The 24,155-nt window shown below is 68.1% G+C and carries 28 protein-coding genes and 1 riboswitch; of the genes, 13 read left to right on the top strand and 15 right to left on the bottom strand.

Features of this window, described 5'->3' with window-relative positions:
• The first annotated feature begins 5 nt into the window (after positions 1-5).
• Both HMPREF2924_RS16885 and HMPREF2924_RS16880 read left to right on the top strand, forming a co-directional pair.
• Positions 6-1,808 (top strand): GldG family protein, encoded by a 1,803-nt coding sequence (locus HMPREF2924_RS16885; protein WP_023094519.1) that lies wholly within the window; start codon positions 6-8, stop codon positions 1,806-1,808.
• Position 1,809: 1 nt separating this feature from the next.
• A complete protein-coding gene (locus tag HMPREF2924_RS16880) occupies positions 1,810-2,817 on the top strand; it encodes a DUF4340 domain-containing protein (RefSeq protein ID WP_003093271.1) in 1,008 nt (335 codons plus the stop codon).
• A gap of 231 nt (positions 2,818-3,048) precedes the next feature.
• Here HMPREF2924_RS16880 and HMPREF2924_RS16875 read toward each other — a convergent pair whose 3' ends face one another.
• Positions 3,049-4,218 carry a mandelate racemase/muconate lactonizing enzyme family protein gene (locus HMPREF2924_RS16875; protein ID WP_003132407.1) on the bottom strand — a complete coding sequence of 390 codons (1,170 nt, stop codon included), beginning with the start codon at positions 4,216-4,218 and terminating at the stop codon, positions 3,049-3,051.
• A gap of 157 nt (positions 4,219-4,375) precedes the next feature.
• Here HMPREF2924_RS16875 and HMPREF2924_RS16870 point away from each other — a divergent pair, with 157 nt between their 5' ends.
• The 3 genes from HMPREF2924_RS16870 to dxs all read left to right on the top strand — a co-directional run bounded on the left by HMPREF2924_RS16870 (position 4,376) and on the right by dxs (position 7,494).
• Positions 4,376-4,618 carry an exodeoxyribonuclease VII small subunit gene (locus HMPREF2924_RS16870; protein ID WP_003093283.1) on the top strand — a complete coding sequence of 81 codons (243 nt, stop codon included), beginning with the start codon at positions 4,376-4,378 and terminating at the stop codon, positions 4,616-4,618.
• On the top strand, positions 4,615-5,502 hold the full coding sequence (ispA, locus tag HMPREF2924_RS16865; protein WP_003132406.1) for a (2E,6E)-farnesyl diphosphate synthase: 888 nt from the start codon (positions 4,615-4,617) through the stop codon (positions 5,500-5,502). The genes HMPREF2924_RS16870 and ispA overlap by 4 nt, the downstream gene beginning before the upstream one ends.
• A 108-nt stretch (positions 5,503-5,610) precedes the next feature.
• Complete coding sequence (gene dxs, locus HMPREF2924_RS16860) at positions 5,611-7,494, top strand: 1-deoxy-D-xylulose-5-phosphate synthase (RefSeq protein WP_003102816.1); 1,884 nt, start codon at positions 5,611-5,613, stop codon at positions 7,492-7,494.
• 123 nt (positions 7,495-7,617) lie between these two features.
• On the opposite strand, the gene HMPREF2924_RS16855 is transcribed toward dxs, so the two are convergent.
• From HMPREF2924_RS16855 to nrdR, 13 genes are all read right to left on the bottom strand, one after another.
• A complete protein-coding gene (locus HMPREF2924_RS16855) occupies positions 7,618-8,415 on the bottom strand; it encodes a cobalamin-binding protein (RefSeq protein WP_003132405.1) in 798 nt (265 codons plus the stop codon).
• Positions 8,415-8,834: a hypothetical protein gene (locus HMPREF2924_RS16850; RefSeq protein ID WP_003102818.1), complete on the bottom strand. Its 420-nt coding sequence runs from the start codon at positions 8,832-8,834 to the stop codon at positions 8,415-8,417. The genes HMPREF2924_RS16855 and HMPREF2924_RS16850 overlap by 1 nt, the downstream gene beginning before the upstream one ends.
• On the bottom strand, positions 8,831-9,448 hold the full coding sequence (gene ribA, locus HMPREF2924_RS16845) for a GTP cyclohydrolase II (RefSeq protein WP_009313349.1): 618 nt from the start codon (positions 9,446-9,448) through the stop codon (positions 8,831-8,833). Before ribA ends, HMPREF2924_RS16850 begins: the two co-directional genes overlap by 4 nt.
• Positions 9,449-9,578: 130 nt before the next feature.
• Positions 9,579-10,223 (bottom strand): TIGR02281 family clan AA aspartic protease, encoded by a 645-nt coding sequence (locus HMPREF2924_RS16840; protein ID WP_003093301.1) that lies wholly within the window; start codon positions 10,221-10,223, stop codon positions 9,579-9,581.
• A 2-nt stretch (positions 10,224-10,225) separates the two neighbouring features.
• Positions 10,226-10,972 (bottom strand): substrate-binding periplasmic protein, encoded by a 747-nt coding sequence (locus HMPREF2924_RS16835; RefSeq protein ID WP_003093303.1) that lies wholly within the window; start codon positions 10,970-10,972, stop codon positions 10,226-10,228.
• 8 nt (positions 10,973-10,980) lie between these two features.
• Positions 10,981-11,496, bottom strand: coding sequence for a phosphatidylglycerophosphatase A family protein (locus HMPREF2924_RS16830; protein WP_003093304.1), 516 nt, complete (start codon positions 11,494-11,496; stop codon positions 10,981-10,983).
• Positions 11,489-12,457: a thiamine-phosphate kinase gene (gene thiL, locus HMPREF2924_RS16825; RefSeq protein ID WP_003132400.1), complete on the bottom strand. Its 969-nt coding sequence runs from the start codon at positions 12,455-12,457 to the stop codon at positions 11,489-11,491. The genes HMPREF2924_RS16830 and thiL overlap by 8 nt, the downstream gene beginning before the upstream one ends.
• Before the next feature lie 18 nt (positions 12,458-12,475).
• Positions 12,476-12,955, bottom strand: a complete 480-nt coding sequence (nusB, locus tag HMPREF2924_RS16820) for a transcription antitermination factor NusB (RefSeq protein WP_003093308.1) — start codon at positions 12,953-12,955, stop codon at positions 12,476-12,478.
• A complete protein-coding gene (gene ribE / locus HMPREF2924_RS16815) occupies positions 12,952-13,428 on the bottom strand; it encodes a 6,7-dimethyl-8-ribityllumazine synthase (protein ID WP_003093311.1) in 477 nt (158 codons plus the stop codon). The genes nusB and ribE overlap by 4 nt, the downstream gene beginning before the upstream one ends.
• A 117-nt stretch (positions 13,429-13,545) precedes the next feature.
• Positions 13,546-14,643: a bifunctional 3,4-dihydroxy-2-butanone-4-phosphate synthase/GTP cyclohydrolase II gene (ribBA, locus tag HMPREF2924_RS16810; RefSeq protein ID WP_003093313.1), complete on the bottom strand. Its 1,098-nt coding sequence runs from the start codon at positions 14,641-14,643 to the stop codon at positions 13,546-13,548.
• A 26-nt stretch (positions 14,644-14,669) separates the two neighbouring features.
• A complete protein-coding gene (locus tag HMPREF2924_RS16805; protein WP_003093316.1) occupies positions 14,670-15,329 on the bottom strand; it encodes a riboflavin synthase in 660 nt (219 codons plus the stop codon).
• A gap of 183 nt (positions 15,330-15,512) precedes the next feature.
• Positions 15,513-15,675: riboswitch (FMN riboswitch) on the bottom strand.
• An 81-nt stretch (positions 15,676-15,756) separates the two neighbouring features.
• Positions 15,757-16,878, bottom strand: a complete 1,122-nt coding sequence (gene ribD / locus HMPREF2924_RS16800; RefSeq protein WP_009877465.1) for a bifunctional diaminohydroxyphosphoribosylaminopyrimidine deaminase/5-amino-6-(5-phosphoribosylamino)uracil reductase RibD — start codon at positions 16,876-16,878, stop codon at positions 15,757-15,759.
• The gene (gene nrdR, locus HMPREF2924_RS16795; RefSeq protein WP_003107181.1) at positions 16,875-17,339 is read right to left on the bottom strand and encodes a transcriptional regulator NrdR; all 465 of its coding nucleotides are present in this window, start codon (positions 17,337-17,339) and stop codon (positions 16,875-16,877) included. The genes ribD and nrdR overlap by 4 nt, the downstream gene beginning before the upstream one ends.
• A gap of 185 nt (positions 17,340-17,524) precedes the next feature.
• Here nrdR and HMPREF2924_RS16790 point away from each other — a divergent pair, with 185 nt between their 5' ends.
• The 3 genes from HMPREF2924_RS16790 (at position 17,525) to trxA (ending at position 19,595) form a co-directional block, all read left to right on the top strand.
• Positions 17,525-17,995, top strand: a complete 471-nt coding sequence (locus HMPREF2924_RS16790) for a YbaY family lipoprotein (protein WP_003132387.1) — start codon at positions 17,525-17,527, stop codon at positions 17,993-17,995.
• Positions 17,992-18,654 (top strand): class I SAM-dependent methyltransferase, encoded by a 663-nt coding sequence (locus tag HMPREF2924_RS16785; RefSeq protein WP_003132385.1) that lies wholly within the window; start codon positions 17,992-17,994, stop codon positions 18,652-18,654. The genes HMPREF2924_RS16790 and HMPREF2924_RS16785 overlap by 4 nt, the downstream gene beginning before the upstream one ends.
• A gap of 71 nt (positions 18,655-18,725) precedes the next feature.
• Positions 18,726-19,595, top strand: a complete 870-nt coding sequence (gene trxA / locus HMPREF2924_RS16780) for a thioredoxin (RefSeq protein WP_003105274.1) — start codon at positions 18,726-18,728, stop codon at positions 19,593-19,595.
• Between the two features lie 24 nt (positions 19,596-19,619).
• On the opposite strand, the gene HMPREF2924_RS16775 is transcribed toward trxA, so the two are convergent.
• On the bottom strand, positions 19,620-19,976 hold the full coding sequence (locus tag HMPREF2924_RS16775) for a hypothetical protein (RefSeq protein ID WP_003105273.1): 357 nt from the start codon (positions 19,974-19,976) through the stop codon (positions 19,620-19,622).
• A 132-nt stretch (positions 19,977-20,108) separates the two neighbouring features.
• On the opposite strand from HMPREF2924_RS16775, the gene HMPREF2924_RS16770 reads away from it, so the two are divergent.
• The 5 genes from HMPREF2924_RS16770 (at position 20,109) to oprG (ending at position 24,124) form a co-directional block, all read left to right on the top strand.
• On the top strand, positions 20,109-20,681 hold the full coding sequence (locus HMPREF2924_RS16770) for a DUF2796 domain-containing protein (protein WP_003105271.1): 573 nt from the start codon (positions 20,109-20,111) through the stop codon (positions 20,679-20,681).
• A gap of 88 nt (positions 20,682-20,769) precedes the next feature.
• Positions 20,770-21,474, top strand: a complete 705-nt coding sequence (locus HMPREF2924_RS16765; protein WP_003093325.1) for an ABC transporter ATP-binding protein — start codon at positions 20,770-20,772, stop codon at positions 21,472-21,474.
• 2 nt (positions 21,475-21,476) lie between these two features.
• A complete protein-coding gene (locus HMPREF2924_RS16760; protein ID WP_003118230.1) occupies positions 21,477-22,742 on the top strand; it encodes an ABC transporter permease in 1,266 nt (421 codons plus the stop codon).
• A gap of 17 nt (positions 22,743-22,759) precedes the next feature.
• Positions 22,760-23,278, top strand: a complete 519-nt coding sequence (locus HMPREF2924_RS16755) for a DUF3299 domain-containing protein (protein ID WP_003105266.1) — start codon at positions 22,760-22,762, stop codon at positions 23,276-23,278.
• 147 nt (positions 23,279-23,425) lie between these two features.
• Positions 23,426-24,124: an outer membrane protein OprG gene (oprG, locus tag HMPREF2924_RS16750; RefSeq protein WP_003093337.1), complete on the top strand. Its 699-nt coding sequence runs from the start codon at positions 23,426-23,428 to the stop codon at positions 24,122-24,124.
• The last annotated feature ends 31 nt before the right edge of the window (positions 24,125-24,155 follow it).

Below are 24,155 nucleotides of genomic sequence, written 5' to 3'. Positions count from 1 at the left end.
CACCCATGAAACGAACCCTGTACTCGGGCGTCGGCCTGCTGCTGGTCGGCCTGCTGTTCCTCGCTTTCAACCTGCTGTCCAGCCTGCTGCTGCGCGACCAGCAGTTCGACCTCACCCAGCAGAAGCTCTACACCTTCAGCGCCGGCACCCAGGAAGTCCTCGACAGCCTCGACGAACCGCTCAACCTCTACCTGTTCTTTTCGAAAAGCCGCGCCAGTGACCTACCCGCCCTGCGCAACTACGCCCGCCGCGTCGAGGAAGTGCTGGACCTCTATGCACGGCGGAGCCATGGCAATGTCCGATTGTTCGTGATCGATCCCCTGCCATTCTCCGACGACGAGGACCGTGCCGCGCGCTTCGGCCTGCAGGCGCCGCCCATCGGCCCGAATGGCGAAGCCATCTACTTTGGCCTGGCGGCCACCAACCCGACCGACGGCCTCCAGGTGATCCCGTTCTTCTCGCCGGAAGAAGAGCCGCTTCTGGAATACGATCTCAGCCGCCTGGTCCAGGCACTCGCACAGCGGGAACGCACGGTAGTCGGCCTGATGAGCTCGCTGCCGATGACCGGGCAGGCGCCCACCGACGGGCAGCCGGGCAGCAGGCCCTGGGCGATGATGGACAAGCTCTACCAACAGTTCGACATCCGCACCCTGGGGCTCGCTTCGACGGAAATCCCCGCCGAAGTCTCGGTGTTGATGCTGGTGCACCCCAGGCAATTGTCCGAACAGACCCAATACGCCATCGACCAGTTCGTCCTGCGCGGCGGCAAGCTGCTGGCCTTCGTCGATCCTCTGAGTCTCGCCGATGCGGACGGCGGGAAAGGCTCCGACCTGGCCCCGTTGCTGCGTTCCTGGGGCGTCCAGTTGCGGCCGGATACCCTGCTGGCGGATGCCTCGTTCGCCATGATCAAACCCAACGCCGAACGTCGCCCGGAGCGCAATCCGACCTGGCTGCACCTCCCCGGCGACACGTTCCCCCACGACAACGTGCTGACCACCGGCCTGGAAAGCCTCAACCTCGCCAGCGTCGGCCTGCTCGAACCTCTCGGCGGAGCCTCGACGCGCTTCATTCCGTTGCTGCACAGCTCGGCGCACAGCATGCCGCTGTCGCTGGAGCGCTTCCGCCAATCCTCGACGGAGCAGCTCAACGCCACCCTGGTCCCGACCGGAGAACGCTACGTGCTGGCCGCCAAGGTCGAGGGGCCGGCGACGAGTGCCTTCCCCGCGGACCGCGGGAAGCAAGGCGAAGGCCTGAGCGACAGCGCGAACATCCATGTGCTGTTGGTCGCCGATACGGACCTGCTGAGCAATCCGCTCTGGCTCCAGGAACAGCCCGGCCACAACGAGCCGCAGGTATGGGCGGACAACGACCTGTTCGTCGGCAATGCCCTCGACTATCTCTCCGGTTCGGACGCGCTGATCGACCTACGCTCGCGAGGCCATACGAAGCGCCCGTTCACCCGCGTGGAAGCGCTCCGACGCGAAGCCGGGATGCGCGCCCAGGAACAGCTCAACGCGCTGCAGCAGAGCCTCAACGATACCGACAAGAACCTGCGGGCCCTGCAGCAATCGATGGACGACGGCGGCCAGGAGGTGACTCCGGAAATGGAAGCGACGCTGCGCCGCTTCATCGATGACAAATTGCGCATCCGCCAGCAACTGCGTCAATTGCAGTTCCAACTGAATGCCGATGTCGAGCGCCTGGCGGAACAGGTGAAACTGGCCAATACGGTCCTGCTGCCGGCGCTCCTCACCCTGCTCCTCCTGCTGCATTGGACCTGGCGCAGCATGCGCCGGAGGAGGGGCTGACATGCGCCTGGGTAGCATAGCGGGACTCGCTCTCGCCCTGGCGCTGTTCGCCGGAACCTTGGGCTGGCTCCACGAACGGCAGCAACCACCCGCGCAACCGCCTGCGAGCCGCGCCTGGCTGCCAGGGCTGAAACCGCACCAGGTGACCGCGCTGTGCATCGCCACCCCCGGCCAACCGACGATCCGTGCCAGGCGCGATGGCAAGGACTGGACGCTCGCCAGCAAGGACGGCTATCCCGCCTCGGGGGAAACCATCCGGCAGCTGTTGCGCAGCCTGGCCGACGCGCGCCTGCTGGAGGAAAAGAGCGCCTCGCCGGAAAACCGCGAGCGCATGGGACTCTCCGACCAGGGCAAGGGCCAGGCCAGCCGGATCACCCTGGAGCGCGGCGACGCGCCGCCGCTGGTTCTGTTGCTGGGCAAGCGCACCTCGCAGGGCGGGCAGTTGGTCAGGCAGGCCGACGATGAGCGGGCCTGGCTGATCGACCGAACGGTCGGCCTGCCGGTCAACGACCTGGCCCTGCTCGACCCTCGGTTGACCGACCTGCCATTCGAACAGTTGCGCGAGCTGACCCTGTCCTATGGCAACGGTGTACGGCTGAACATTTCCCGAGCCAGCGAAAAGGACGATGGCATCCGCCTGCGACAGTTCCCATCCAGGCCACAGTTGATGGGCGAGGCGGAAGCCGAGCAGGCCGCACGCCTGTTCGCTGCGCTCAGGCTGCTGGAGGTCGCGCCGGCCAAGGCCTCGCGGCAAAAACCGCTGCTGACCTTCACGCTCAAGAGTTTCGCCGGCGGCACGCTGCAGGGCCAGCTTCTGGAACTGGAGCGCCAGTACTGGTTGCAACTGACCGACAGCAAGGGCTTCGCCGACGGGCAGGTCTCAGCCATCAAGGGTTGGCGCTACCGCGTGGAGGGTCTGAGTCCGGATACCGCTCCCGCGCCCCAGCTACCCAAGGCATCGCCGGTGAAGAAAAGCAAGCCGGCCAAGCCCTCGTCGCCCAAGTGCTGAGCGCTCTCGCCAGGCGCCGCTCGCAGCCGGCGAAATAGAGCCCCGCGGGATGCTGGGCAGGACCGGCCGAGTTTGCTAGAGTAGCGCCTCCTTCACGAGCCCTCGGCTCGTCGATGCAGAATTCCTAAGGCAGGCGCGGCTTATCAGAAGTAAGCCAACCCCACCCCAGAAAAGCCGGCCACAAGCCGGCTTTTTTAATGCCTCCGCACAACCCCAGCCAACCGCCGTTCGCTAGACCTCCAGAAGCTTGCGGAACAGCCCGGCAAGTGTCGCCTGGCGCTCGAAGCCGATACCAGGCGATTGTGGCAACCCCGCCAGTCCCGAGGAAAACGGCAGGGCACCGGCGAAATCGTCGAATGGCCGGAAAGCCGACGGCGTAGCCTCGGCCCAGCCCAGGCGCAGGGCCGCCACCAAGTGCAGGCTGAACAGGTAGCCGGCGTGCGGGCGGAAGGCCGCGCGCGGCCAACCCCGGGCGCACAGGTAGTCGAGTATCGCCAGGTAGCCCGGCAGGCCATAGCAATGCACGGGGTCGAAGACCAGCACGTCGCGCTCCCGCCGCAAGCCGCCGTAGAGGTCCAGCAGGCGAGCCTCGGCCAGGGAGAACAAGGCCTCGCCGGCACCGATGGGCCCCGGATAGATATCCGCCACTTCGGCCTGGGTAGGGAAATCGTGGGGGTCGCAGATGTCCTCGAACCACCACAACCCCAGCGGCGCCAGGGCTTTCGCTGCGTCGACGGCGCCCCCCGCGTCGTAGCGGTTCATCGCGTCGACCGCCAGCCGCGAAGCGTCGCCGAGAACCCGCAGCGCCCTGTCGATACGGCGCCGGTCCTGGTCCAGCCCGGCCGCGCCGATCTTGATCTTGGCGTGGGTGTAGCCGAGATCGACGAAGCGCCGCAGCTCCTCCTCCAGGCGTCCCAGGTCGTCGTGCGGATAGGGGTAGCCGCCGCCGGCGTAGACCGGTACGCGCTGCGGATAGTCTTCCGCCAGCCCCAGGCGTCGCGCCAGGAAGCGATGCAGCGGCAGGCCGGCGGCCTTGGCCGCGGCATCCCACAGGGCCATGTCCAGGGCGCCCACCGCGACGCAGCGTTCGCCGTGGCCGCCGGGCTTCTCGTCGCGCATCATCAGGTCCCAGGCACGCAACGGATCGATGCCACTGCCGTCGTCGCTCGCCAGGCTGTCCGCCGGAGCCCCCAGCAGGCGCGGGGCGAAACGCTCGCGGATCAGCCCGCCCTGGGCGTAGCGCCCTACCGAGGCGTGGCCGTAGCCGACCACACGCCGACCGTCACGCACGGCATCGGTGAGCACCGCCACCAGGCTGGTGCTCAAACCACCGGTGGCAGCCGCCACGCCGGCGTAACGGGAAAGGGGAATACTGCGTTCCCGGACCTCCTGGATGCGCATCGCCTGTCGGCTCCTCCTCGCTGGACCTCTCTCCACCTTAGCCAAGGCCGCCGCCATGGTCGTCCCGATCGGTCGTAGCGACCTTCCGCCGATTTGCCCGGCCCCCGCCCCTCTGCTAGTGTCGCGGGGTTTTGTACACCTCGCCGAGACTCCCCCGATGGCCCGCAAGAAAACCCTCGATTTCGAACAGTCCCTCACCGAGCTGCAAACCCTGGTGGAACGCCTGGAAAGCGGCGAGCTGTCGCTGGAAGAGTCGCTGGGCGCCTTCGAGCAGGGCATCCGCCTGACCCGCGAATGCCAGACGTCGCTGAGCCAGGCCGAACAGAAGGTACAGATCCTCCTCGAACGCGACGGCGAGCTCAGCGAAGCGCCGTTCGATGCGGAAGGCGACGAGGCATGATCGCGGCCTACCAGGCGCGCTGCCAGGCGCGCGTCGATGCCGCCCTGGACGCCCTGTTCGTCGCTCCCCGCGAAGAACTGCAACGCCTCTACGAGGCCATGCGCTACAGCGTGATGAACGGTGGCAAGCGGGTTCGCCCGCTGCTCGCCTACGCCGCCTGCGAGGCCCTCGGCGGTGCGCCGCAGCGCGCCGACGCCGCGGCCTGCGCGGTGGAGCTGATCCATGCCTACTCGCTGGTCCACGACGACCTGCCGGCAATGGACGACGACGACCTGCGCCGTGGCCAGCCGACCACCCACCGGGCCTTCGACGAGGCCACCGCGATCCTCGCCGCCGACGGCTTGCAGGCGCTGGCCTTCGAAGTGCTCGCCGACACCCGGCGCAATCCGCAGGAACATGCCGTCTGTCTGGAAATGCTCACCCGCCTGGCGCGCGCCGCAGGCTCCGCCGGCATGGTCGGCGGCCAGGCGATCGACCTCGGCTCGGTCGGCGTAGCCCTCGACCAGGCGGCCCTGGAAGTCATGCACCGGCACAAGACCGGCGCGCTGATCGAAGCCAGCGTGCGCCTCGGCGCCCTCGCCAGCGGTCGCGCCGAGCCCGCCGCGCTGGCCGCCCTGGAGCGCTACGCCGAGGCGATCGGCCTGGCCTTCCAGGTGCAGGACGACATCCTCGACGTGGAAAGCGACACCGCCACCCTCGGCAAGACCCAGGGCAAGGACCAGGCGCACAACAAGCCGACCTATCCCGCCCTGCTCGGCCTGGAGGCCGCCAAAGGCTATGCCCTGGAGCTGCGCGACCAGGCCCTGGCCGCCCTCGACGGTTTTCCGCCGAGCGCCGACCCGCTGCGCCAACTGGCCCGCTACATCGTCGAGCGACGCAACTGACCGACGGGTCGTCGGAAGTCCCCGGCAAAGGTAGGGGCTCCCTTGCTTGGGCGCGGCCGGTGCATCAGGTAAACTGCTGGCCTCTCCGGATTGCATAACGACAGCCTGATGCCCAAGACGCTCCATGAGATTCCCCGCGAGCGCCCCGCCACGCCCCTGCTCGACCGCGCCTCTTCGCCGGCCGAACTGCGCCGGCTGGGCGAGGCGGACCTGGAAACCCTGGCCGACGAGCTGCGCCAGTACCTGCTGTATACCGTCGGCCAGACCGGCGGTCATTTCGGCGCCGGCCTCGGCGTGGTCGAGCTGACCATCGCCCTGCACTACGTCTTCGACACTCCGGACGACCGCCTGGTCTGGGACGTCGGCCACCAGGCCTATCCGCACAAGATCCTCACCGAACGCCGCGAGCTGATGGGCACCCTGCGCCAGAAGAACGGCCTGGCGGCCTTCCCGCGCCGCGCAGAGAGCGAGTACGACACCTTCGGCGTCGGCCACTCCAGCACCTCCATCAGCGCCGCCCTGGGCATGGCCATCGCCGCCCGCCTGCAAGGCAAGGAGCGCAAGTCGGTGGCCGTGATCGGCGACGGTGCGCTGACCGCCGGCATGGCCTTCGAGGCACTCAACCACGCCTCGGAAGTCGATGCCGACATGCTGGTGATCCTCAACGACAACGACATGTCGATCTCGCACAACGTCGGCGGGCTCTCCAACTACCTGGCGAAGATCCTCTCCAGCCGCACCTATAGCAGCATGCGCGAGGGCAGCAAGAAGGTACTCTCGCGCCTGCCCGGGGCCTGGGAGATCGCCCGGCGCACCGAGGAATACGCCAAGGGCATGCTGGTCCCCGGCACCCTGTTCGAGGAACTCGGCTGGAACTACATCGGCCCGATCGACGGCCACGACCTGCCGACCCTGGTGGCTACCCTGCGCAACATGCGCGACATGAAGGGCCCGCAGTTCCTCCATGTGGTGACCAAGAAAGGCAAGGGCTTCGCCCCGGCCGAACTGGATCCGATCGGCTACCACGCGATCACCAAGCTGGAAGCTCCCGGCAGTGCGCCGAAGAAGACCGGCGGACCCAAGTATTCCAGCGTCTTCGGCCAGTGGCTGTGCGACATGGCCGCCCAGGACGCGCGCCTGCTCGGCATCACCCCGGCGATGAAGGAAGGTTCCGACCTGGTGGCCTTCAGCGAACGCTACCCGGAACGCTACTTCGACGTCGCCATCGCCGAACAGCATGCCGTGACCCTGGCCGCCGGCATGGCCTGCGAGGGCATGAAGCCGGTGGTGGCGATCTACTCGACCTTCCTCCAGCGCGCCTACGACCAGTTGATCCATGACGTCGCCGTGCAGCACCTCGACGTGCTGTTCGCCATCGACCGCGCCGGCCTGGTCGGCGAGGACGGCCCGACCCACGCCGGCAGCTTCGACATCTCCTACCTGCGCTGCATCCCCGGCATGCTGGTGATGACCCCCAGCGACGAGGACGAGCTGCGCAAGCTGCTCACCACCGGCTATCTGTTCGATGGCCCGGCCGCGGTGCGCTATCCACGCGGCAGCGGCCCCAACCATCCGATCGATCCGGACCTGCAACCGGTGGAGATCGGCAAGGGCGTGGTCCGTCGGCGCGGCGGCAGGGTCGCACTGCTGGTCTTCGGCGTGCAGTTGGCGGAGGCGATGAAGGTTGCCGAAAGCCTCGACGCCACAGTCGTCGACATGCGTTTCGTCAAACCCCTCGACGAAGCCCTGGTACGCGAATTGGCGGGCAGCCACGAACTGCTGGTGACCATCGAGGAAAACGCCGTGATGGGCGGCGCCGGCTCGGCGGTCGGCGAGTTCCTCGCCAGCGAGGGCCTCGAAGTCCCGCTGCTGCAACTGGGCCTGCCCGACTACTACGTCGAACACGCCAAGCCCAGCGAGATGCTCGCCGAATGCGGCCTGGATGCCGCGGGCATCGAAAAGGCGGTACGCCAGCGTCTCGACCGGCAGTAGCGCCAAACCCAGCGACAACGGCGGATAACCGCGTTGCGGTTATTCGCCCTACCCCCCAATTGCCCGTAGGACGAATAACGCCACCGGCGTTATCCGCCGGTACAGCGCGATACCGGCAAGCGTTCAGCGCGCCCCGGCGAGCGAGCGGCAGAGTTTCTCGGTCGCCGCCAGCATGGCGAAGCTCGGCCGCTCGAGGTTCTTGTCTTCGATCCGGTACAGCTGTCCGCGCCGCGTCGCCGCCAGCGCCGGCCATTGCCGCCAGAGTTCGAGCTGGGCGTGACTGCCGGCGACGATGACCGCCGGGTCCCGCGCCAGAACCGCCTCGACGCTGACCTGCGGCGCCGGCTGCGGCAGGTCGCCGAACAGGTTCTCGGCACCGCAGACGCGCAGCGCATCGCTGATCACCTGGCGTCCGCCAATGGTGTACAGCGGCCGGTCCCAGACCTGGTAGAACACCTTCAGCGGCTTGTCCCGCCGGTAGCGCTCGGCCAGGCGCCGCATGCCTTCGCGGAACCTGGTCGACAGCCGCTGGCCGGCCTCGGCCTCGCCCAATGCCTCGCCCAGCGCAGCCAGTTGCAGGGCCAGTTCGTCGAGGCTGTGCGGTTCGGCGATGAAGAGGGCGATGCCGAAGTCCCGCAGACGCTGCAACTGCGCCTCGGGCACGCTGCCGGGCCAGACCAGGATCAGATCGGGCTGCAGTTCCAGCAGGCGTTCGAGATTGACCTGGCCGTAGCGGCCGACGGAAGGCAGGTCGCCAATCGCCGCCGGACGCTCGCCGCCATCCAGCACGCCGACCAGGCGGCGCGCTGCGCCGAGTTCGAGGACGCTGTCGGTCAGCGAAGGCGCCAGGCTGACCACCCGCTGCGCCGCCCCGGCGGAAAGGCTGAGGAGCAGGCAGGCGAGCAGCCAGAACGAGCGCATCAACCGAGTTGACGCGGAATACGGTAGAGCCAGAACAGCACCAGGCTGGTGACCCCGAGCAGGATCAGCGCAACGCCGTTGAGCCCAGCGAACACACCCGGCACGCCGATCCAGGCCGGCAGGCTGGCGCCGAACAGGGCCTTGCGGCGCACCTGCGCCAGACGGGTCCAGGCGGCGGCTTCCTCCGCCGTATCCAGCGCTTTCTGGGTGGCGATGAGACCACGCTTGTAGGCACCGAACAGCGGCAGGTTGACGAACATCGACAGCAGCGCGGCGATGAACAGCGGCATCGCCAGGCCATGGGGAAGGGGTTGCAGTTCGCCGAGGAAGAACTCGACCAGGATCAGCGGCAACAGCGCCAACGCCAGTTGCAACCACCAGGCACGTCCCAGCGCGCCGCGGGCTTGCTGGCGACTCACGTGGTTTCCGCCTCGCCCTGGTGCAGGCTGCCGAGCATGTGCCCGAGCTTGCCGGCCTTGGTCGCCAGGTAGCGCCTGTTGTGCTTGTTCAGGCCCCTTTGCAGCGGCACGCGCTCCGCCACGGTGATGGCGTAGCTTTCCAGCGCCTTGACCTTGCGCGGATTGTTGGTCATCAGGCGCAGGGAGGAGACGCCCAGGTGCGCGAGCATCGGCTGGCACATGGCGTAGTCGCGCTGGTCAGCGCCGAAACCCAGTTGCAGGTTCGCCTCGACGGTATCGGCGCCGGCATCTTGCAGCTCGTAGGCGCGGATCTTGTTCAGCAGGCCGATGCCGCGACCTTCCTGGCGCAGGTAGAGGAGCACGCCGCGGCCCTCCTCGGCGATGGCGGCAAGCGCGCCTTCCAGCTGGAAACCGCAATCGCAGCGCAGGCTGAACAGCGCGTCGCCGGTCAGGCATTCGGAATGCAGGCGGCCAAGCACCGGCGCGCCATCGGCAATGTCGCCCATGCTCAGGGCTACATGTTCCTTGCCGCTCTCCTCGTCGAGGAAGCCATGCATGGTGAATTCGCCGAAGGGAGTCGGCAGTTTGGAGGCGGCGACGAACACGACGGACACCGGGGAACTCCTAGGGAAACGGAAGTCCGCCATTGTACCAGCAGCGTCCGGCGCCCGGTCAGCTCGAAATGCCGCAAATACCTATCGAGATGGACGATGAATAGAACCCGGGGTTATGAGCGAGCGACATTCAATGCTTGGCCTCGATAAGCAGCATCCCCTGTTCCTCGCGCCAACGCACCCGGTTGAGGAAACTCATGCCGAGCAGGGCTTCGGTCGGATAGCCACCCTCGATCACCGCCGCCTCGACGCCCAGCAACTCGATACCGCCGATCTTCACCCGGTCCAGGGTCACCCGCCAGCCGCGCGAGGTGCCGCTGGCGGTGGAGGCGACCATCGGCTTGCCGTCCACCCGGTAATCGATACCCAGGCGGCGCGCCTCGTTCTCGTTCATGGCGATGCTGGTAGCGCCGGTATCCACCAGGAACTGCATGTTCTGCCCGTTCACCGAGCCAGCCACCCAATAGTGCCCGCCCGTACCGCGGGCGATGCTGAAGCTTTGCCGCTGCGGCGCCGAATAGCCTGCCTCGTTGTATTCGCGGCTCAGTTCGTAGGTGCGCTCGACGCCGTCGATCCGCAGCACCGCCTTGCGGCTGTCGGCGCTGACCACCTGGACGCCCTGCGGGCCGGTCTGGCCGACCCTGACCAGCTTGCGCTGGCCATCGACGTTGAGTACCGCCGCGCCGGGGAACAGGCCGACCACGAACACCTGGGGCGCGGCCAGCGAGGACAACGCGAGAACGCTGGAAAACAGGGCGACGCACAGCCGCAGCATGATCACTCCTTGGGTGGCAGGATTGCCTTCAACGGCGCATAGGGCCAGTTCCAGCGGGCGAAGATCCGCTCCAGCTCGCCGCTGGCATGCAACTGCCGCATGCGCCGGTCGAACAGCGCCAGCAGCTCACGGCCCCTGGGGGAATCGGAGAAGCCAAGATACAGCGGCAAGCGAGTGACGTCGGTGATGCGGTACTCAGCCGCCAGCGCTCCGGCCCCTGCGAGCATTTCCTCCAGTTCCGGACGCGAATCGATGAAATAGTCGACCCGGTGGTTGAGCAGCATCGGCAGCGCCGAGGTGCGGCGCTGCAACTCGCTGTGCGGGGTCAGGGTAGGGAAATAGCGGGCGAAGGCGTAGCCACGCATCCATGACAGGCGGAACCGGCTCAGGCCCTCCAGTGGCGGCGGCGGATTGTCTTTCAGGGAAAGCACGGCGATCGGATCGACGTCATAGGGCCAGCGAGGGTAAAGCGCTTCGTCGATTTCCCCGCGGTAGGCGCCGACCCAGGCGTCGGCCTCGCCGCGCAGGACCAGGCCGACCGCCCGGGTATAGGGCTCGTTGGCGATCCGCAGGCGTACCCCGGCCGGCTCGTAGACGGCCCGCAGCAGGTCCCAGGCCACCCCGCGACCGTCCTCCTGGGTGTAGCGCGTCCAGGTTTCGCTGACCACGCGGATCTCGCCCACGGAGGGTTCGGCGGAAGCGACGCCGGGCAGCAGCCACAGGCAGCAGAACAGGACGAGCAGACGCATGGGAGGCCTCAGACCAGCCAGTGTACCCATCCCCAGACTAGACCCTGCATGACCAGCCAGGCGAATACCCCGGCCAGGACGTCGTCGAGCATGATCCCGACGCCGCCGTGCACGTTGCGGTCCACCCAACTGATCGGCCAGGGTTTGAGAATATCCACGATGCGGAACACGACGAAGCCGATCAGCAGCCACCACCAGCCCTCCGGCACCAGCCAGAGGGTTATCCACATGCCGACCATCTCGTCCCAGACGATGCCTTCGTGGTCGTGCACGCGCAGGTCGTCGGCGACCTTGCCGCACAGCCAGAAGCCGAACAGCATGGTCACTCCCAGCATCAGCCAGTAGCCCCAGTCCGGCAGCATCTGCCACAGCGGGATGAACGGGATGGCCACCAGCGACCCCCAGGTGCCCGGCGCCTTGGGCAGGGTGCCGGAGCCGAAGCCGAAGGCGAGGAAATGCCAGGGATTGCGCCAGACCGACGGCGGCACCGGCTGCGCCGGCGCCTGATCAGGATGCTCAGTCACGTTGGGTTCCGAAATGTTGGTAGCCGGCCACGGCCGGTATGAGTTCCTTTCCGTCGGCGTCGAGCAGGTGCACCCCCTGCCCCGCCTCGACCCGGCCGATGACGGCCATGGCCGGCCACGCGGCGCGAATCTCGCCAAGGTACGCAGACGGCAGGGTGAAGACCAGCACGTAGTCGTCGCCGGCGGCCAGTTGCTGGCGCAAGGCTTCCTCGCCGGCGAGCAGGCCGCTCAACGCGGCGCTTGCCTGCAAGCGCTGGCATTCGACCAGCAGGGCGACGCCGGAAGCGCGGGCGATATGCCCGCAGTCGGCGAGCAGCCCGTCGGAGATGTCCAGGGCGGCGCTGGCCTTGCCGCGCAGGGCGAGGCCCAGACCGAATTGCGGGGCCGGCGTCCAGTAGCGCGCCAGCAGCGGTTCGGCCACCTCGGCGGGCGCCGATCTTCGCTCCAGCACCAGTTCCAGCGCCGCTCCAGCCTCGCCGAGCGGGCCCCCGACGCAGAGCAGGTCGCCCGGGCGCGCACCGGCGCGGGTCAGCGCCTGGCCGGCCGGCACCCTGCCGAATACGGTCAGGGTCATGCTCAGCGGGCCGCGCGTGGTGTCGCCGCCGACCAGGGCCAGGCCGCACTGCCGGGCCATGGCGTCGAGGCCGCGGGCGAAGCCCTGCAACCACTCGGCGTCGGCCTTCGGCAAGGTCAGGGCCAGGGTGAAGGCCAGGGGCGCGGCGCCCATCGCCGCCAGGTCGCTGGCGGAGACCGCCAGGGCGCGCTGGGCAAGAAGGAAAGGGTCGCAACCGGCGGGAAAATGCACACCTTCCACCAGGGTGTCGGTGGAGACCGCCAGCTGTTCGCCGGCAGGCGGCGCCAGCAGGGCACAGTCGTCGCCGATGCCGAGGGCCACCTCCGTCGCCGGCGCCGCGCAGGCGGCCGCGGCGAAGAAGCGGCGGATCAGCTCGAACTCACCCATGACGCCGCCGGCGCGGGATCAGCGCTTGCCGCCGCGCAGCTCGGCGGCGCGCAGGCGCGGCGCCAGCTTGTCGAGCACGCCGTTGACGAACTTGTGGCCGTCGGTGGCGCCGAAGGTCTTGGCCAGCTCGATGCCCTCGTTGATCACTACCTTGTAGGGCACGTCGATGCGGTTGCGCAGCTCGTAGGTGGACAGCCGCAGGATGGCCAGCTCGACCGGGTCGATCTCGGCCAGCGGGCGGTCCAGGCAGGGCTCGAAGGTGGAGTCCAGCTCGCTCTTCTGTCGCGGCACGCCGTGCAGGATCTCGTGGAAGTAGGCGCCGTCGACCTCGGAGAAGTCGTTGTCGGTGCGGAACTGCGCCTCGATCTCGTGCAGGGGCTGGCCGGCGATCTGCCAGGAGTACAGGGCCTGGACGGCCAGGCTGCGGGCCTTGCGGCGAGCGGCGGTCTTGCCTTTCGGCGGCTTGGCTGCCGGGTTGCCGCTGTCTTGATTGCTCACTTGGCCTCCAACTGCGCCAGCAGGCTGACCATTTCCAGGGCCGACAGCGCGGCTTCGGCGCCCTTGTTGCCGGCCTTGGTGCCGGAGCGCTCGATGGCCTGCTCGATGGAGTCGACGGTGAGGACGCCGAAGGCGACCGGGATGCCGAACTGCAGGGACACCTGGGCCAGGCCCTTGGTGCACTCGCCGGCCACGTATTCGAAGTGCGGGGTGCCGCCACGGATCACCGCGCCGAGGGCGATGATGGCGTCGAAGCCGCCTTGCTGGGCGACCTTCTGGGTCACCAGCGGGATCTCGAAGGCACCCGGGGCGCGGATGATGGTGATCTCGCTTTCAGCCACGCCGTGGCGGACCAGGGCGTCGACGGCGCCGCTGACCAGGCTTTCCACGACGAAGCTGTTGAAGCGGCCGACCACCAGGGCGTAGCGGCCTTTGGGAGCAATGAAGGTACCTTCGATGGTCTTCAGGGTCATGAGCAGGTCTCATCTGTTAAAGAGCCGGGGCGCCGTTGCGCCCCGAGCGAAAAGGGTCGAAAGGTCGGTCCAGCATAGCGCCCGCCGCGATCTTGCACGCGGCGGGCGGGACAGGCCTTATTCGGCGGGCAGGTATTCTACAACTTCCAGGTCGAAACCGGATATCGCATTGAAGCGCATCGGCGCACTCAGCAGGCGCATCTTGCGCACGCCGAGGTCGCGCAGGATCTGCGAGCCGGCACCGACGGTGCTGTAGGTGGTGGTGGCCTTGGGCGCCGGGGCCGGCGCCGAAGCGATCTCGCGGACATGGGCGAGCAGGTCGTCGCCGCCGATCTGGTGGCCGAGCAGCAGCACCACGCCGCTGCCCGCCTCGGCGACCTTGGTCATCGCCGCGCGCAGGCTCCAGCGGCCCGGCTGGTTGACCTGCAGCAGGTCGCGCAGCGGGTCCATGTTGTGCACGCGGACCAGGGTCGGCTCTTCCGCGCAGACCTTGCCGAGGGTCAGCGCCAGGTGCACGTCGCCCTCCACCGAGTCGCGGTAGGTGATCAGGTTGAAGTGGCCCAGTTCGCTGTCCAGCGGCTGCTCGGCGATGCGCTCGACGGTGCGCTCGTGGATCAGCCGGTAGTGGATCAGGTCGGCGATGGTGCCGATCTTGATCCCGTGCTCGGCGGCGAACGCCTCCAGTTCGGGCCGGCGAGCCATGCTGCCGTCGTCGTTCATCACCTCGCAGATCACCCCGGACGGTTCGAACCCGGCCATCCGCGCCAGGTCGCAGGCCGCCTCGGTGTGCCCGGCGCGAGCCAGGGTACCGCCTGGCTGGGCCATCAGCGGGAAGATGTGGCCGGGGCTGACGATGTCGGCGGCCACGGCGTTCTTCGCCGCCGCAGCCTGCACGGTGCGGGCGCGGTCCGCGGCGGAGATGCCGGTGGTGACGCCCTCGGCGGCCTCGATGGAGACAGTGAACTTGGTGCCGAAGCCGGAGCCATTGCGCTGCACCATCAGCGGCAGGCCGAGGCGCTCGCAACGCTCGCGGGTCATCGGCATGCAGACCAGGCCGCGGGCATGCTTGACCATGAAGTTGATGTCTTCGGTGCGGACGCATTCGGCGGCCATGATCAGGTCGCCTTCGTTCTCGCGGTCCTCGTCATCCATCAGGATGACCATCTTGCCTTGGCGGATGTCTTCGATCAGTTCGTCGATCGTGTTGAGTGCCATGGGCACCCCCTTATGCAATTCGTGGGTTACTTGAGAAAACCGTTCTCGGCGAGAAACGCTTCGCTGATGCCGGAGGCGCTGGGCTCGGCGGCCTTGTCGCCAAGCAGCAGGCGCTCCAGGTAACGGGCCAGCAGGTCGACCTCGAGGTTGACCCGGCGTCCGGGCTGGTACTCGGCCATGATGGTTTCGCTGAGCGTATGCGGGACGATGGTCAGCTCGAACTCCGCGCCGTTCACCGCGTTCACCGTGAGGCTGGTGCCGTCGACGGTGATCGAGCCCTTGTGCGCGATGTACCTGGCCAGTTCGCGCGGGGCGCGTACGGTGAACTGGATGGCGCGGGCGTTCTCCTCGCGCTTGAGCACCTCGCCGACGCCGTCGACGTGGCCGCTCACCAGGTGTCCGCCGAGGCGGGTGGTCGGCGTCAGGGCCTTTTCCAGGTTCACCCGGCTGCCCACCTTCAGGTGCTGGAAGGCGGTGCGCGCCAGGCTCTCGCGGCTGACGTCGGCCCAGAAGCCATCGCCGGGCAGTTCCACCGCGGTCAGGCAGACGCCGTTGACCGCGATGCTGTCGCCAAGCTTGACGTCGCCCAGGTCGAGCTTGCCGGTGGCGATGTAGACCCGCAGGTCGCCGCCCTTGGGCGTCATCGCGCGGACGCTGCCGATCGATTCGATTATGCCGGTGAACATGCGACCTCCCGTTTTTCCGCCGCACAGGCGCGCAGCATGGCCGGCGCGACGCCGAGCGGCCTGCGTGCCATAGCGCGGGTATTCCAAGATGAAGACATATGACGAACTCCTGTTTCGTGAAAAACAGGGCTTTTTGGATCGAAGGGGATCTTGCGGGCGCACAGGGTACGCCCAGGCAGGCAATCCCGTTCTCTCTTTATCCGGACTATGACCGTCGGCCCCGGAATCGCACCGGGTCTGCTGACCTTGTCGTCCGGCGGTGGCCGGTCCGGCAAGCGCTCGCGGGCTAGGCGCCTTGCGCGCCATTACCGCCGGTGGGGACTTTCACCCCGCCCTGAGAACGTTACGGCCATCGAGATGGCCGTGTGGCGTTTTACCACAGTTGCGCCGCTTGTGCATCGTCCGCCGCGTCGCCGCGCAGCGAAGTTCAAGCGTCCCGCGGATGGGGCCGCGCGGTGACCAGCCAGTCGTCGCCCACCGCGCGGATGTCGTCGATCCGCAACTGCGCCGCATCGGCCATCCGCGCCAGCGGCCAATCGAGCAAAGGACGGGCGCTGGAGCCGAGGAACTTCGGCGCGACGAACAGCCGGTACTCATCCACCAGCCCCAGCCGGGCGAAGGCGCCGGCCAGGCGGGGGCCGGCCTCCACCAGCACTTCGTTGGCGCCGCGCGCCGCCAGTTCCACGAGCAGCTTGTGCAGGTCGACATGCCCCTCGGCGGAGGGCAGCGCCAGCAGTTCGTGACCGGCGTCCTGGAAGCGTTCGCGCGCCGAGGCGGCGGCGCAGGTCGCCACCAGTGCCGGACCGGCCTGGTAGAACGCCGATTCCAGCGGCACCCGCAGGCGCCCGTCGACCAGCACCCGCAACGGCTGGCGAGCCGCGGCGAGCGCGGTAAGCTCGGCGTTCAGGCCCAGTTCGTCGGGGCGAACGTTGAGCCGCGCATCGTCCGCCAGCAGCGTATCGGCGCCGGACAGCACCACGCTGGAGCGAGCGCGCAAGCGCTGCACCGCCGAACGCGCGGCGGGGCCGGTGATCCACTGGCTTTCCCCGCTGGCCATGGCGGTGCGCCCGTCCAGGCTCATCGCCAGCTTGACCCGGACGAACGGCAGGCCATGCTCCATGCGCTTGATGAAACCGATGTTGAGTTCCCGCGCCTCGGCCTCGAGGACCCCGCTCTGCACCGCGATACCGGCCTGCATCAGACGCAGCAGGCCGCGACCGGCGACCTCGGGGTTGGGATCCTGCATCGCCGCGACCACCCGCGCCACCCCGGCACCCACCAGCGCGTCGGCGCACGGCGGGGTGCGGCCGAAATGACTGCAGGGCTCGAGGGTCACGTAGGCGGTGGCGCCGCGTGCATTCTCGCCGGCCTGGCGCAGGGCATGGACCTCGGCGTGCGGCTCGCCGGCGCGGACGTGCCAGCCCTCGCCGACCACCTGGCCGTCCTTGACCAGCACGCAGCCGACGCGCGGATTCGGATGGGTGGAGTACAGCCCCTGGCGCGCCAGTTCCAGGGCGCGGGCCATGTACAGCGGGTCGGCGGCGTTCATTCCTTGGCCGGCTCGCGGGCGAGGCGTTCGATCTCCTCGCGGAATTCGTTGAGGTCCTGGAAGCGCCGGTAGACCGAGGCGAAGCGGATGTAGGCGACTTCGTCGAGCTTCTGCAGCTCGGCCATCACCAGTTCGCCCAGCACCCGCGACTTGATCTCGCGCTCGCCGGTGGCGCGCAACTGATGCTTGATGTGGCCGATGGCCGCTTCCAGGCGCTCGACGCTGACCGGACGCTTCTCCAGGGCACGCTGCATGCCGGCGCGCAGCTTGTCCTCGTCGAACGGCTGGCGGCTGCCGTCCTGCTTGATCAGGCGCGGCATGACCAGCTCGGCGGTCTCGAAGGTGGTGAAGCGTTCGCCGCAGGCCAGGCACTCGCGGCGCCGGCGCACCTGATCGCCCTCGGCGACCAGTCGCGAGTCAATCACTTTGGTGTCATGGGCACCGCAGAAGGGACAATGCATGGTGCTGATACAGGCGTAGCTGAAGGAAGCCGCATGGTAGCGCATCCGCGCCCGGCCGAGCACCCGCAGAATCGACCGGCGCCGGCACGATGGGAGAGGCGGGAAGAATCGGACGTTGCGGCCTACGCGAAGCGCGACAAGAATCACACTTTGCGCTATACAAGCGCCGCCCGGATTCCACCGCTATGGAGCAGCCCATGACCCTGCGCTCGATCGCCCTGCTGGCCGTCCTTCTCCTCGCCGCTTGTTCCAGCGACAAGCCGAAGCCTGCGCCAACGCCGCAAGCTTCGCGCAGCGTGACCATGGTCGAGCCGGTGCTGCCGGCCCACCTGCGCGAGCTGAGCGGAACGCTGAGCAGCATCCAGGGCAGCCTGCCACGCGGCAGCGAGGTGCAGATGGCACTGCTGGTGATCGACGAGCGCGACCGTCCACAGCGGCTGCTGGCCAGCGAGACGGTGCTGGCCACCGGCGAACTCATGCCCTTCCGCCTGCCGTTCAACCCCGAGTCCTTCCCGCCGGCCGGTGGCGCGCTGCGCGTCGAACTGCACGCGCGGGTGATCCAGTCCGGCCAGTTGGCCTGGCGCCTGCATCCGTTGCGGATCGCCCAGCCGACCACCCAGTCCCTCGGCGAACTGCGCCTGGTACGCGCGCCGTGACGGCACCCCAAGCCCTGACCCAGGCGCTGGGCGAGCTGCTCGGCGACGCCCGGCTCAGCGCCACCGCGCTGCCCGGCACCGACCTGCGCCTGTGGCTGATCGACGCGCAGAACATGGACCGCCAGTTCAGCCCGGAGGAAACCCGCCGCATCCTCGAAGAGCCGCCGTACTGGTGCTTCTGCTGGGCCAGCGGGCTGGTCCTGGCGCGCTGGCTGGCGGAGCGCCCGCAGTGGGTCCGCGGCAAGCGCGTGCTGGACTTCGGCAGCGGCTCCGGGGTGGCGGCGATCGCCGCGGCCCGCGCCGGCGCCGCCGAGGTGGTGGCTTGCGACCTGGATCCCCTGGCGCTGGCAGCGAGCCGGGCGAACGCCGAACTGAACGGAGTGGAGCTGAGCTATTCGGCGGACTTCTTCGCCGAGGACGATCGCTTCGACCTGATCCTGGTGGCTGACGTGCTCTACGACCGCGCCAACCTGCCGCTGCTCGACCAGTTCCTCAGCCGCGGCCGCCAGGCGCTGGTCGCCGACTCGCGGGTCCGTGACTTCCGTCATCCGCTGTACCGACGCCTGGACGTGCTCGAAGCCTGTACCTGGCCGGACCTCGCCGAGCCCGCCGAATTCCGCCTGGTCAGCCTGTATCACGCCGAACGCGGGCAAGCCTGAGGCACGGGCTTGTTTGCGCGCGGCGCGCCCCCACTTATAGTGGTCACCACCTTGCGTTTCCGAGAATCGACATGAGCGATACGCCCTACATCTTCGACGTCACCGGCGCCAACTTCGAGCAGCTGGTCATCGAGAACTCGTTCCACAAGCCGGTCCTGGTGGACTTCTGGGCCGACTGGTGCGCCCCGTGCAAGGCGCTGATGCCACTGCTGGCGCAGATCGCCGAATCCTACCAGGGCGAATTGCTGCTGGCCAAGGTCAACTGCGACGTCGAGCAGGACATCGTGATGCGCTTCGGCATCCGCAGCCTGCCGACCGTGGTCCTGTTCAAGGATGGCCAGCCGGTCGACGGTTTCGCCGGCGCCCAGCCCGAATCGCAGATCCGCGCCCTGCTCGAACCCCATGTGAAAGCACCGGCGCTGCCCGACGAAGACCCGCTGGAAGTGGCCCAGGCGCTGTTCGCCGAAGGCCGCATCGGCGACGCCGAAGCGACCCTGAAAGCCCTGCTGGCGGAGAACAACGAGAACGCCGCGGCGCTGATCCTCTACGCCCGCTGCCTGGCCGAGCGCGGCGAACTGGAAGAGGCGCAGGCCATCCTCGACGCGGTGAAGAGCGACGAGCACAAGCAGGCCCTGGCCGGCGCCCGCGCGCAGCTGACCTTCCTGCGCCAGGCTGCCGACCTGCCCGACAGCGCAGAGCTGAAGAGCCGCCTGGCGGCCGATGCCGGCGACGACGAGGCAGCCTACCAGTTGGCCGTCCAGCAGCTCGCCCGGCAGCAGTACGAGGCGGCCCTGGACGGACTGCTCAAGCTGTTCCTGCGCAACCGCGGCTACCAGGACGACCTGCCGCGCAAGACCCTGGTGCAGGTCTTCGACCTGCTTGGCAACGACCACCCGCTGGTCACCGCCTACCGCCGCAAGCTGTACCAGGCGCTCTACTGAGTCGCCGAGCCCCGTCCGCGGGGCTCAGTCCTCCAGCCAGACGAACACCTGGGTGCCGTCGACCACCTCGACCTTGACCCGGGCGTCGTGCCGCAGGCGCACCAGCAGTTGCTTGGCGGCGCCGGCATTGCCGCTGAACCCCTCCAACTCCGCCAGCAACTGCGGCCCCTCGATCCGCCCGCTGCCGCGCAGCAGGTCCTGGGCGGTCTGCCATAGGCGATCCACCGGCGCTGCCGGCGCCGGCGCCCTGGCCGCCGCGACCTGCGGCTCGCCCAGCGGCGGCGGGGGCACGTGTTGCGCCAGCTGGCGCCAATCCTCGGCGTCCAGTTCCAGGGTCAGGTCCACCGGCCAGTCGCCGATGCTTCCGCGAATCCGCACCATCTCGTTTCTCCACAAGCGAATCGCGCCATGCTCCCACGTCGGCGCGTAGGGGCCAAATCGGCCAGGCTAGGCAGGCGGAAAAATTCGTTATAACGTAACAAACTCTTTTCCTTCCTTGCCGGAGTCCCGTTCATGCGCCCACTGCTGTTAGCCCTCGTCTTGCTGCCGTTCGCCGCCCAGGCCCATGACGACCACGACCATGACCACGCCCACGGCAGCCTGGGCAAGCACGAGCACGGCGTCGCCCAGTTGAACGTGGCGCTGGACGGCAAGACCCTCGAACTGGAGCTGGACAGCCCGGCGATGAACCTGGTCGGTTTCGAACACGCCGCCAGCACCGACGCGGACAAGGCCGCCGTGGCCAAGGCCCGCGCGCAGCTGGAAAAACCGCTGGAGCTGTTCGCCCTGCCGGTCACCGCCGGCTGCTCGGTGGCCAGCCAGGAACTGCGGAGTCCGCTGTTCGGCGACAAGGCGCCGGCCCACGCGCACAAGGAGAAGGCAGGCCACGAACACGAACACGGTCATGCCGATATCCACGCCCATTACCAACTCAGTTGCGAGAAGCCCGAGCTGCTCAAGCTGCTGACCCTCGCCGAGTTCTTCAAGCGCTTCCCCGCCACCCAGAAAATTCAGGTACAACTGATCGGTCCCGACGGCCAGAAAGGCGCCGACCTGGCTCCGGCCAGCGCCGAGCTGAAGCTGTAGGATCGTTCCGGAGGCGCCGCGAGGGATTCGGCGCGGCGCCCCTCCATCCATTCTCGAGGCTCCGGCGGAGCGTTCCGCCCCTACCCCCATGAGCGCACTGATCACCCTGACCAACCTCGGCTTCGCCTGGCCCGGCCAGGCGGAGTTGCTGGACATTCCCAGCTTCCATCTCGAACGCGGCGAGAGCCTGTTCCTCAAGGGGCCTTCCGGCAGCGGCAAGACCACCCTGCTCGGCCTCCTCGGCGGCGTGCAGAAGCCCGGCCGCGGCAGCATCCGCCTGCTCGGCGAGGACCTGGAAAAGCTGTCCGCCGCGCGCCGCGACCATTTCCGCGTCGACCACACCGGCTACATCTTCCAGCAGTTCAACCTGCTGCCATTCCTCTCGGTACGCGAGAACGTCGAGCTGCCCTGTCACTTTTCCGCGTTGCGCCGTCAGCGCGCCCGCGAACGCCACGGTAGCCCGGCGCAGGCCGCCAGCCATCTGCTCGGCCAGCTCGGCCTCGGCGGCGAACTGCACGAACGCCGCGCCGACAGCCTGTCCATCGGCCAGCAGCAGCGGGTCGCCGCCGCCCGCGCGCTGATCGGCCAGCCGGAGCTGGTGATCGCCGACGAGCCGACCTCGGCGCTCGACGCCGACAGCCGCGAGGCGTTTCTCCAGTTGCTCTTCGCCGAATGCCGCGAGGCCGGCGCCAGCCTGCTGTTCGTCAGCCACGACCAGAGCCTGGCCGGGCTGTTCGACCGCAGCCTGTCCCTTTCCGATCTCAACCGCGCCGCCCGGCCGGCAGGACTCTGAGCATGTATCTCTTCCGACTGGCACTGGCCAGCCTGGCCAACCGCCGTTTCACCGCCCTGCTGACGATCTTCGCCATCGCCCTCTCCGCCTGCCTGCTGCTGGCGGTGGAGCGGGTCCGCACCGAGGCCAAGGCCAGCTTCGCCAGTACCATTTCCGGAACCGACCTGATCGTCGGCGCGCGCTCCGGCTCGGTGAACCTGCTGCTCTACTCGGTATTCCGCATCGGCAACGCGACCAACAACATCCGCTGGGACAGCTACCGGCACTTCGCCGAAAACCCGCGGGTGAAGTGGGCGATCCCGATCTCCCTCGGCGACTCGCACCGCGGCTACCGGGTAATGGGCACCGATGCCGGCTATTTCGAGCACTACCGCTACGGCCGCGGCCAGGAACTGCAACTGGCCGAGGGCCGCGCCTTCGGCCAGGACCTGTTCGACGTGGTGCTCGGCGCCGAGGTGGCCGAAGCCCTGCACTACAGGCTCGGCGAGAAGATCGTGCTGGCCCATGGGGTGAGCACGGTGAGCCTGGTCAAGCACGACGACAAGCCGTTCACCGTGGTCGGCATCCTCCAGCGCACCGGTACCCCGGTGGACCGCACCCTGCACATATCCCTCGCCGGCATGGAGGCGCTGCACGTCGACTGGCGCAACGGGGTGCCGGCGATGGGCGCCGGGCGCGTCAGTGCCGAGCAGGCGCGGCACATGGACCTGCAACCACAGGCGATCACCGCGTTCCTGGTCGGCCTGAAGAGCAAGGTGGCGACCTTCGCCCTGCAACGCGAGGTCAACGACTATCCCGGCGAACCGCTGATGGCGATCCTCCCCGGTGTCGCCCTGCAGGAACTGTGGGGCCTGATGGGCACCGCCGAGAAGGCACTGTTCGTGGTCTCGCTGTTCGTCGTCCTCACCGGCCTGATCGGCATGCTCACGGCGATCCTCACCAGCCTCAACGAGCGCCGCCGGGAGATGGCCATCCTGCGCTCGGTGGGCGCGCGCCCCTGGCACATCTTCGGCCTGCTGCTGGCCGAGGCCTTCAGCCTGGCGCTGGCCGGCGTCGCCCTCGGCCTCGGCCTGCTCTACCTCGGCATCGCCGCCAGCCAGGGCTACGTCCAGGCCAACTACGGCATCTACCTGCCGCTGGCCTGGCCGAGCGACTATGAGTGGAGCCTGCTCGGGGCTATCCTGGCGGCCGCCGTGCTGATCGGCTGCGTGCCGGCCTGGCGCGCCTACCGCCAGTCCCTGGCCGATGGCCTGTCGATCCGCCTATGACCCGGAGATATTCCCCGATGCTGCGCTCCCTGACCGTCCTCCTGCTGGCTTTCGCCCTGCTCCTGGGCAGTGCCGTGGCGCGCGCCGCGCCGCGCGAACTGACCTGGTCGCAACTGATCCCGGCCGGCGCCCCGCCCGCCCCGGCGCCGCTGCCGATCCACGACCTCGCCAACGCCCTCAGCGAAGCCGGTCCGGCGGCCAGCCAGCAGAGCCCCAACGCCCCGGTGGTGAAGGCACTGGACGGCATCGAGGCCAAGCTGCCGGGCTACATCGTGCCGCTGGAAATCAGCGAGGCCGGGCTGGTCACCGAGTTCCTCCTGGTCCCCTACTACGGCGCCTGCATCCACGTACCGCCGCCGCCGTCGAACCAGATCGTCTACGTGAAGACCGCCAAGGGCGTGCAGATGGACGAGTTGTATCAGCCATTCTGGGTCGAGGGCACCTTCAAGGTGGAGAACGCCAGCAGCGAGCTGGCGGCGGCCGGCTACCGCATGCAGGCGAGCAAGGTGACGCCCTACGAATACGAAGGTGGCTGAACGACATGCGACAATCCGCCGCGCCATTTACGTTGCGGCGGTCACATTTGCTCCTAGGATTGATTGAGCTGTGTCAAGGAAGGCAACTGTTAGCTGGCTGACCATTAGCAGCACCAACACTTTCTAATACAAGGAATGGAGCTCATCATGCGTAAGTCTTGGCTTACCGCTTCCCTGCTGGCCCTCACCGTCGCCTCCCCGTTCGCCGCTGCGGATATTCAAGGACACAAGGCCGGTGACTTCATCATCCGTGGCGGCTTCGCCACCGTCGATCCCGACGACAGCAGTTCCGACATCAAGCTGGACGGCGCCAAGCAGCGCGGTACCAAGGCGACTGTCGACAGCGACACCCAGCTCGGCCTGACCTTCACCTACATGTTCGCCGACAAGTGGGGCGTGGAACTGGTCGCCGCCACTCCGTTCAACCACCAGGTCGACGTCAAGGGCCTCGGCCCGGGCCTGGACGGCAAGCTGGCCGACATCAAGCAACTGCCGCCGACCCTGCTGCTCCAGTACTACCCCATGGGCGGTACCAACAGCGCCTTCCAGCCCTACGGCGGCCTGGGCGTGAACTACACCACCTTCTTCGACGAAGACCTCGCCAGCAACCGCAAGGCGCAGGGTTTCAGCAGCATGAAGCTGCAGGACTCCTGGGGCCTGGCCGGCGAACTGGGCTTCGACTACATGCTCAACGAGCACGCGCTGTTCAACATGGCCGTCTGGTACATGGACATCGATACCAAGGCCAGCATCAACGGCCCGAGCGCCCTGGGCGTGAACAAGACCAAGGTCGACGTGGACGTCGATCCGTGGGTCTACATGATCGGTTTCGGCTACAAGTTCTGAGTCGTAGACTGTCGCGGGGCTTGCGCCCCCA

Origin of the sequence: Pseudomonas sp. HMSC063H08, assembly GCF_001813645.1 — a bacterium.
GTDB classification, from domain to species: domain Bacteria; phylum Pseudomonadota; class Gammaproteobacteria; order Pseudomonadales; family Pseudomonadaceae; genus Pseudomonas; species Pseudomonas aeruginosa.
This window is presented reverse-complemented; position numbering and strand designations above follow the sequence as displayed.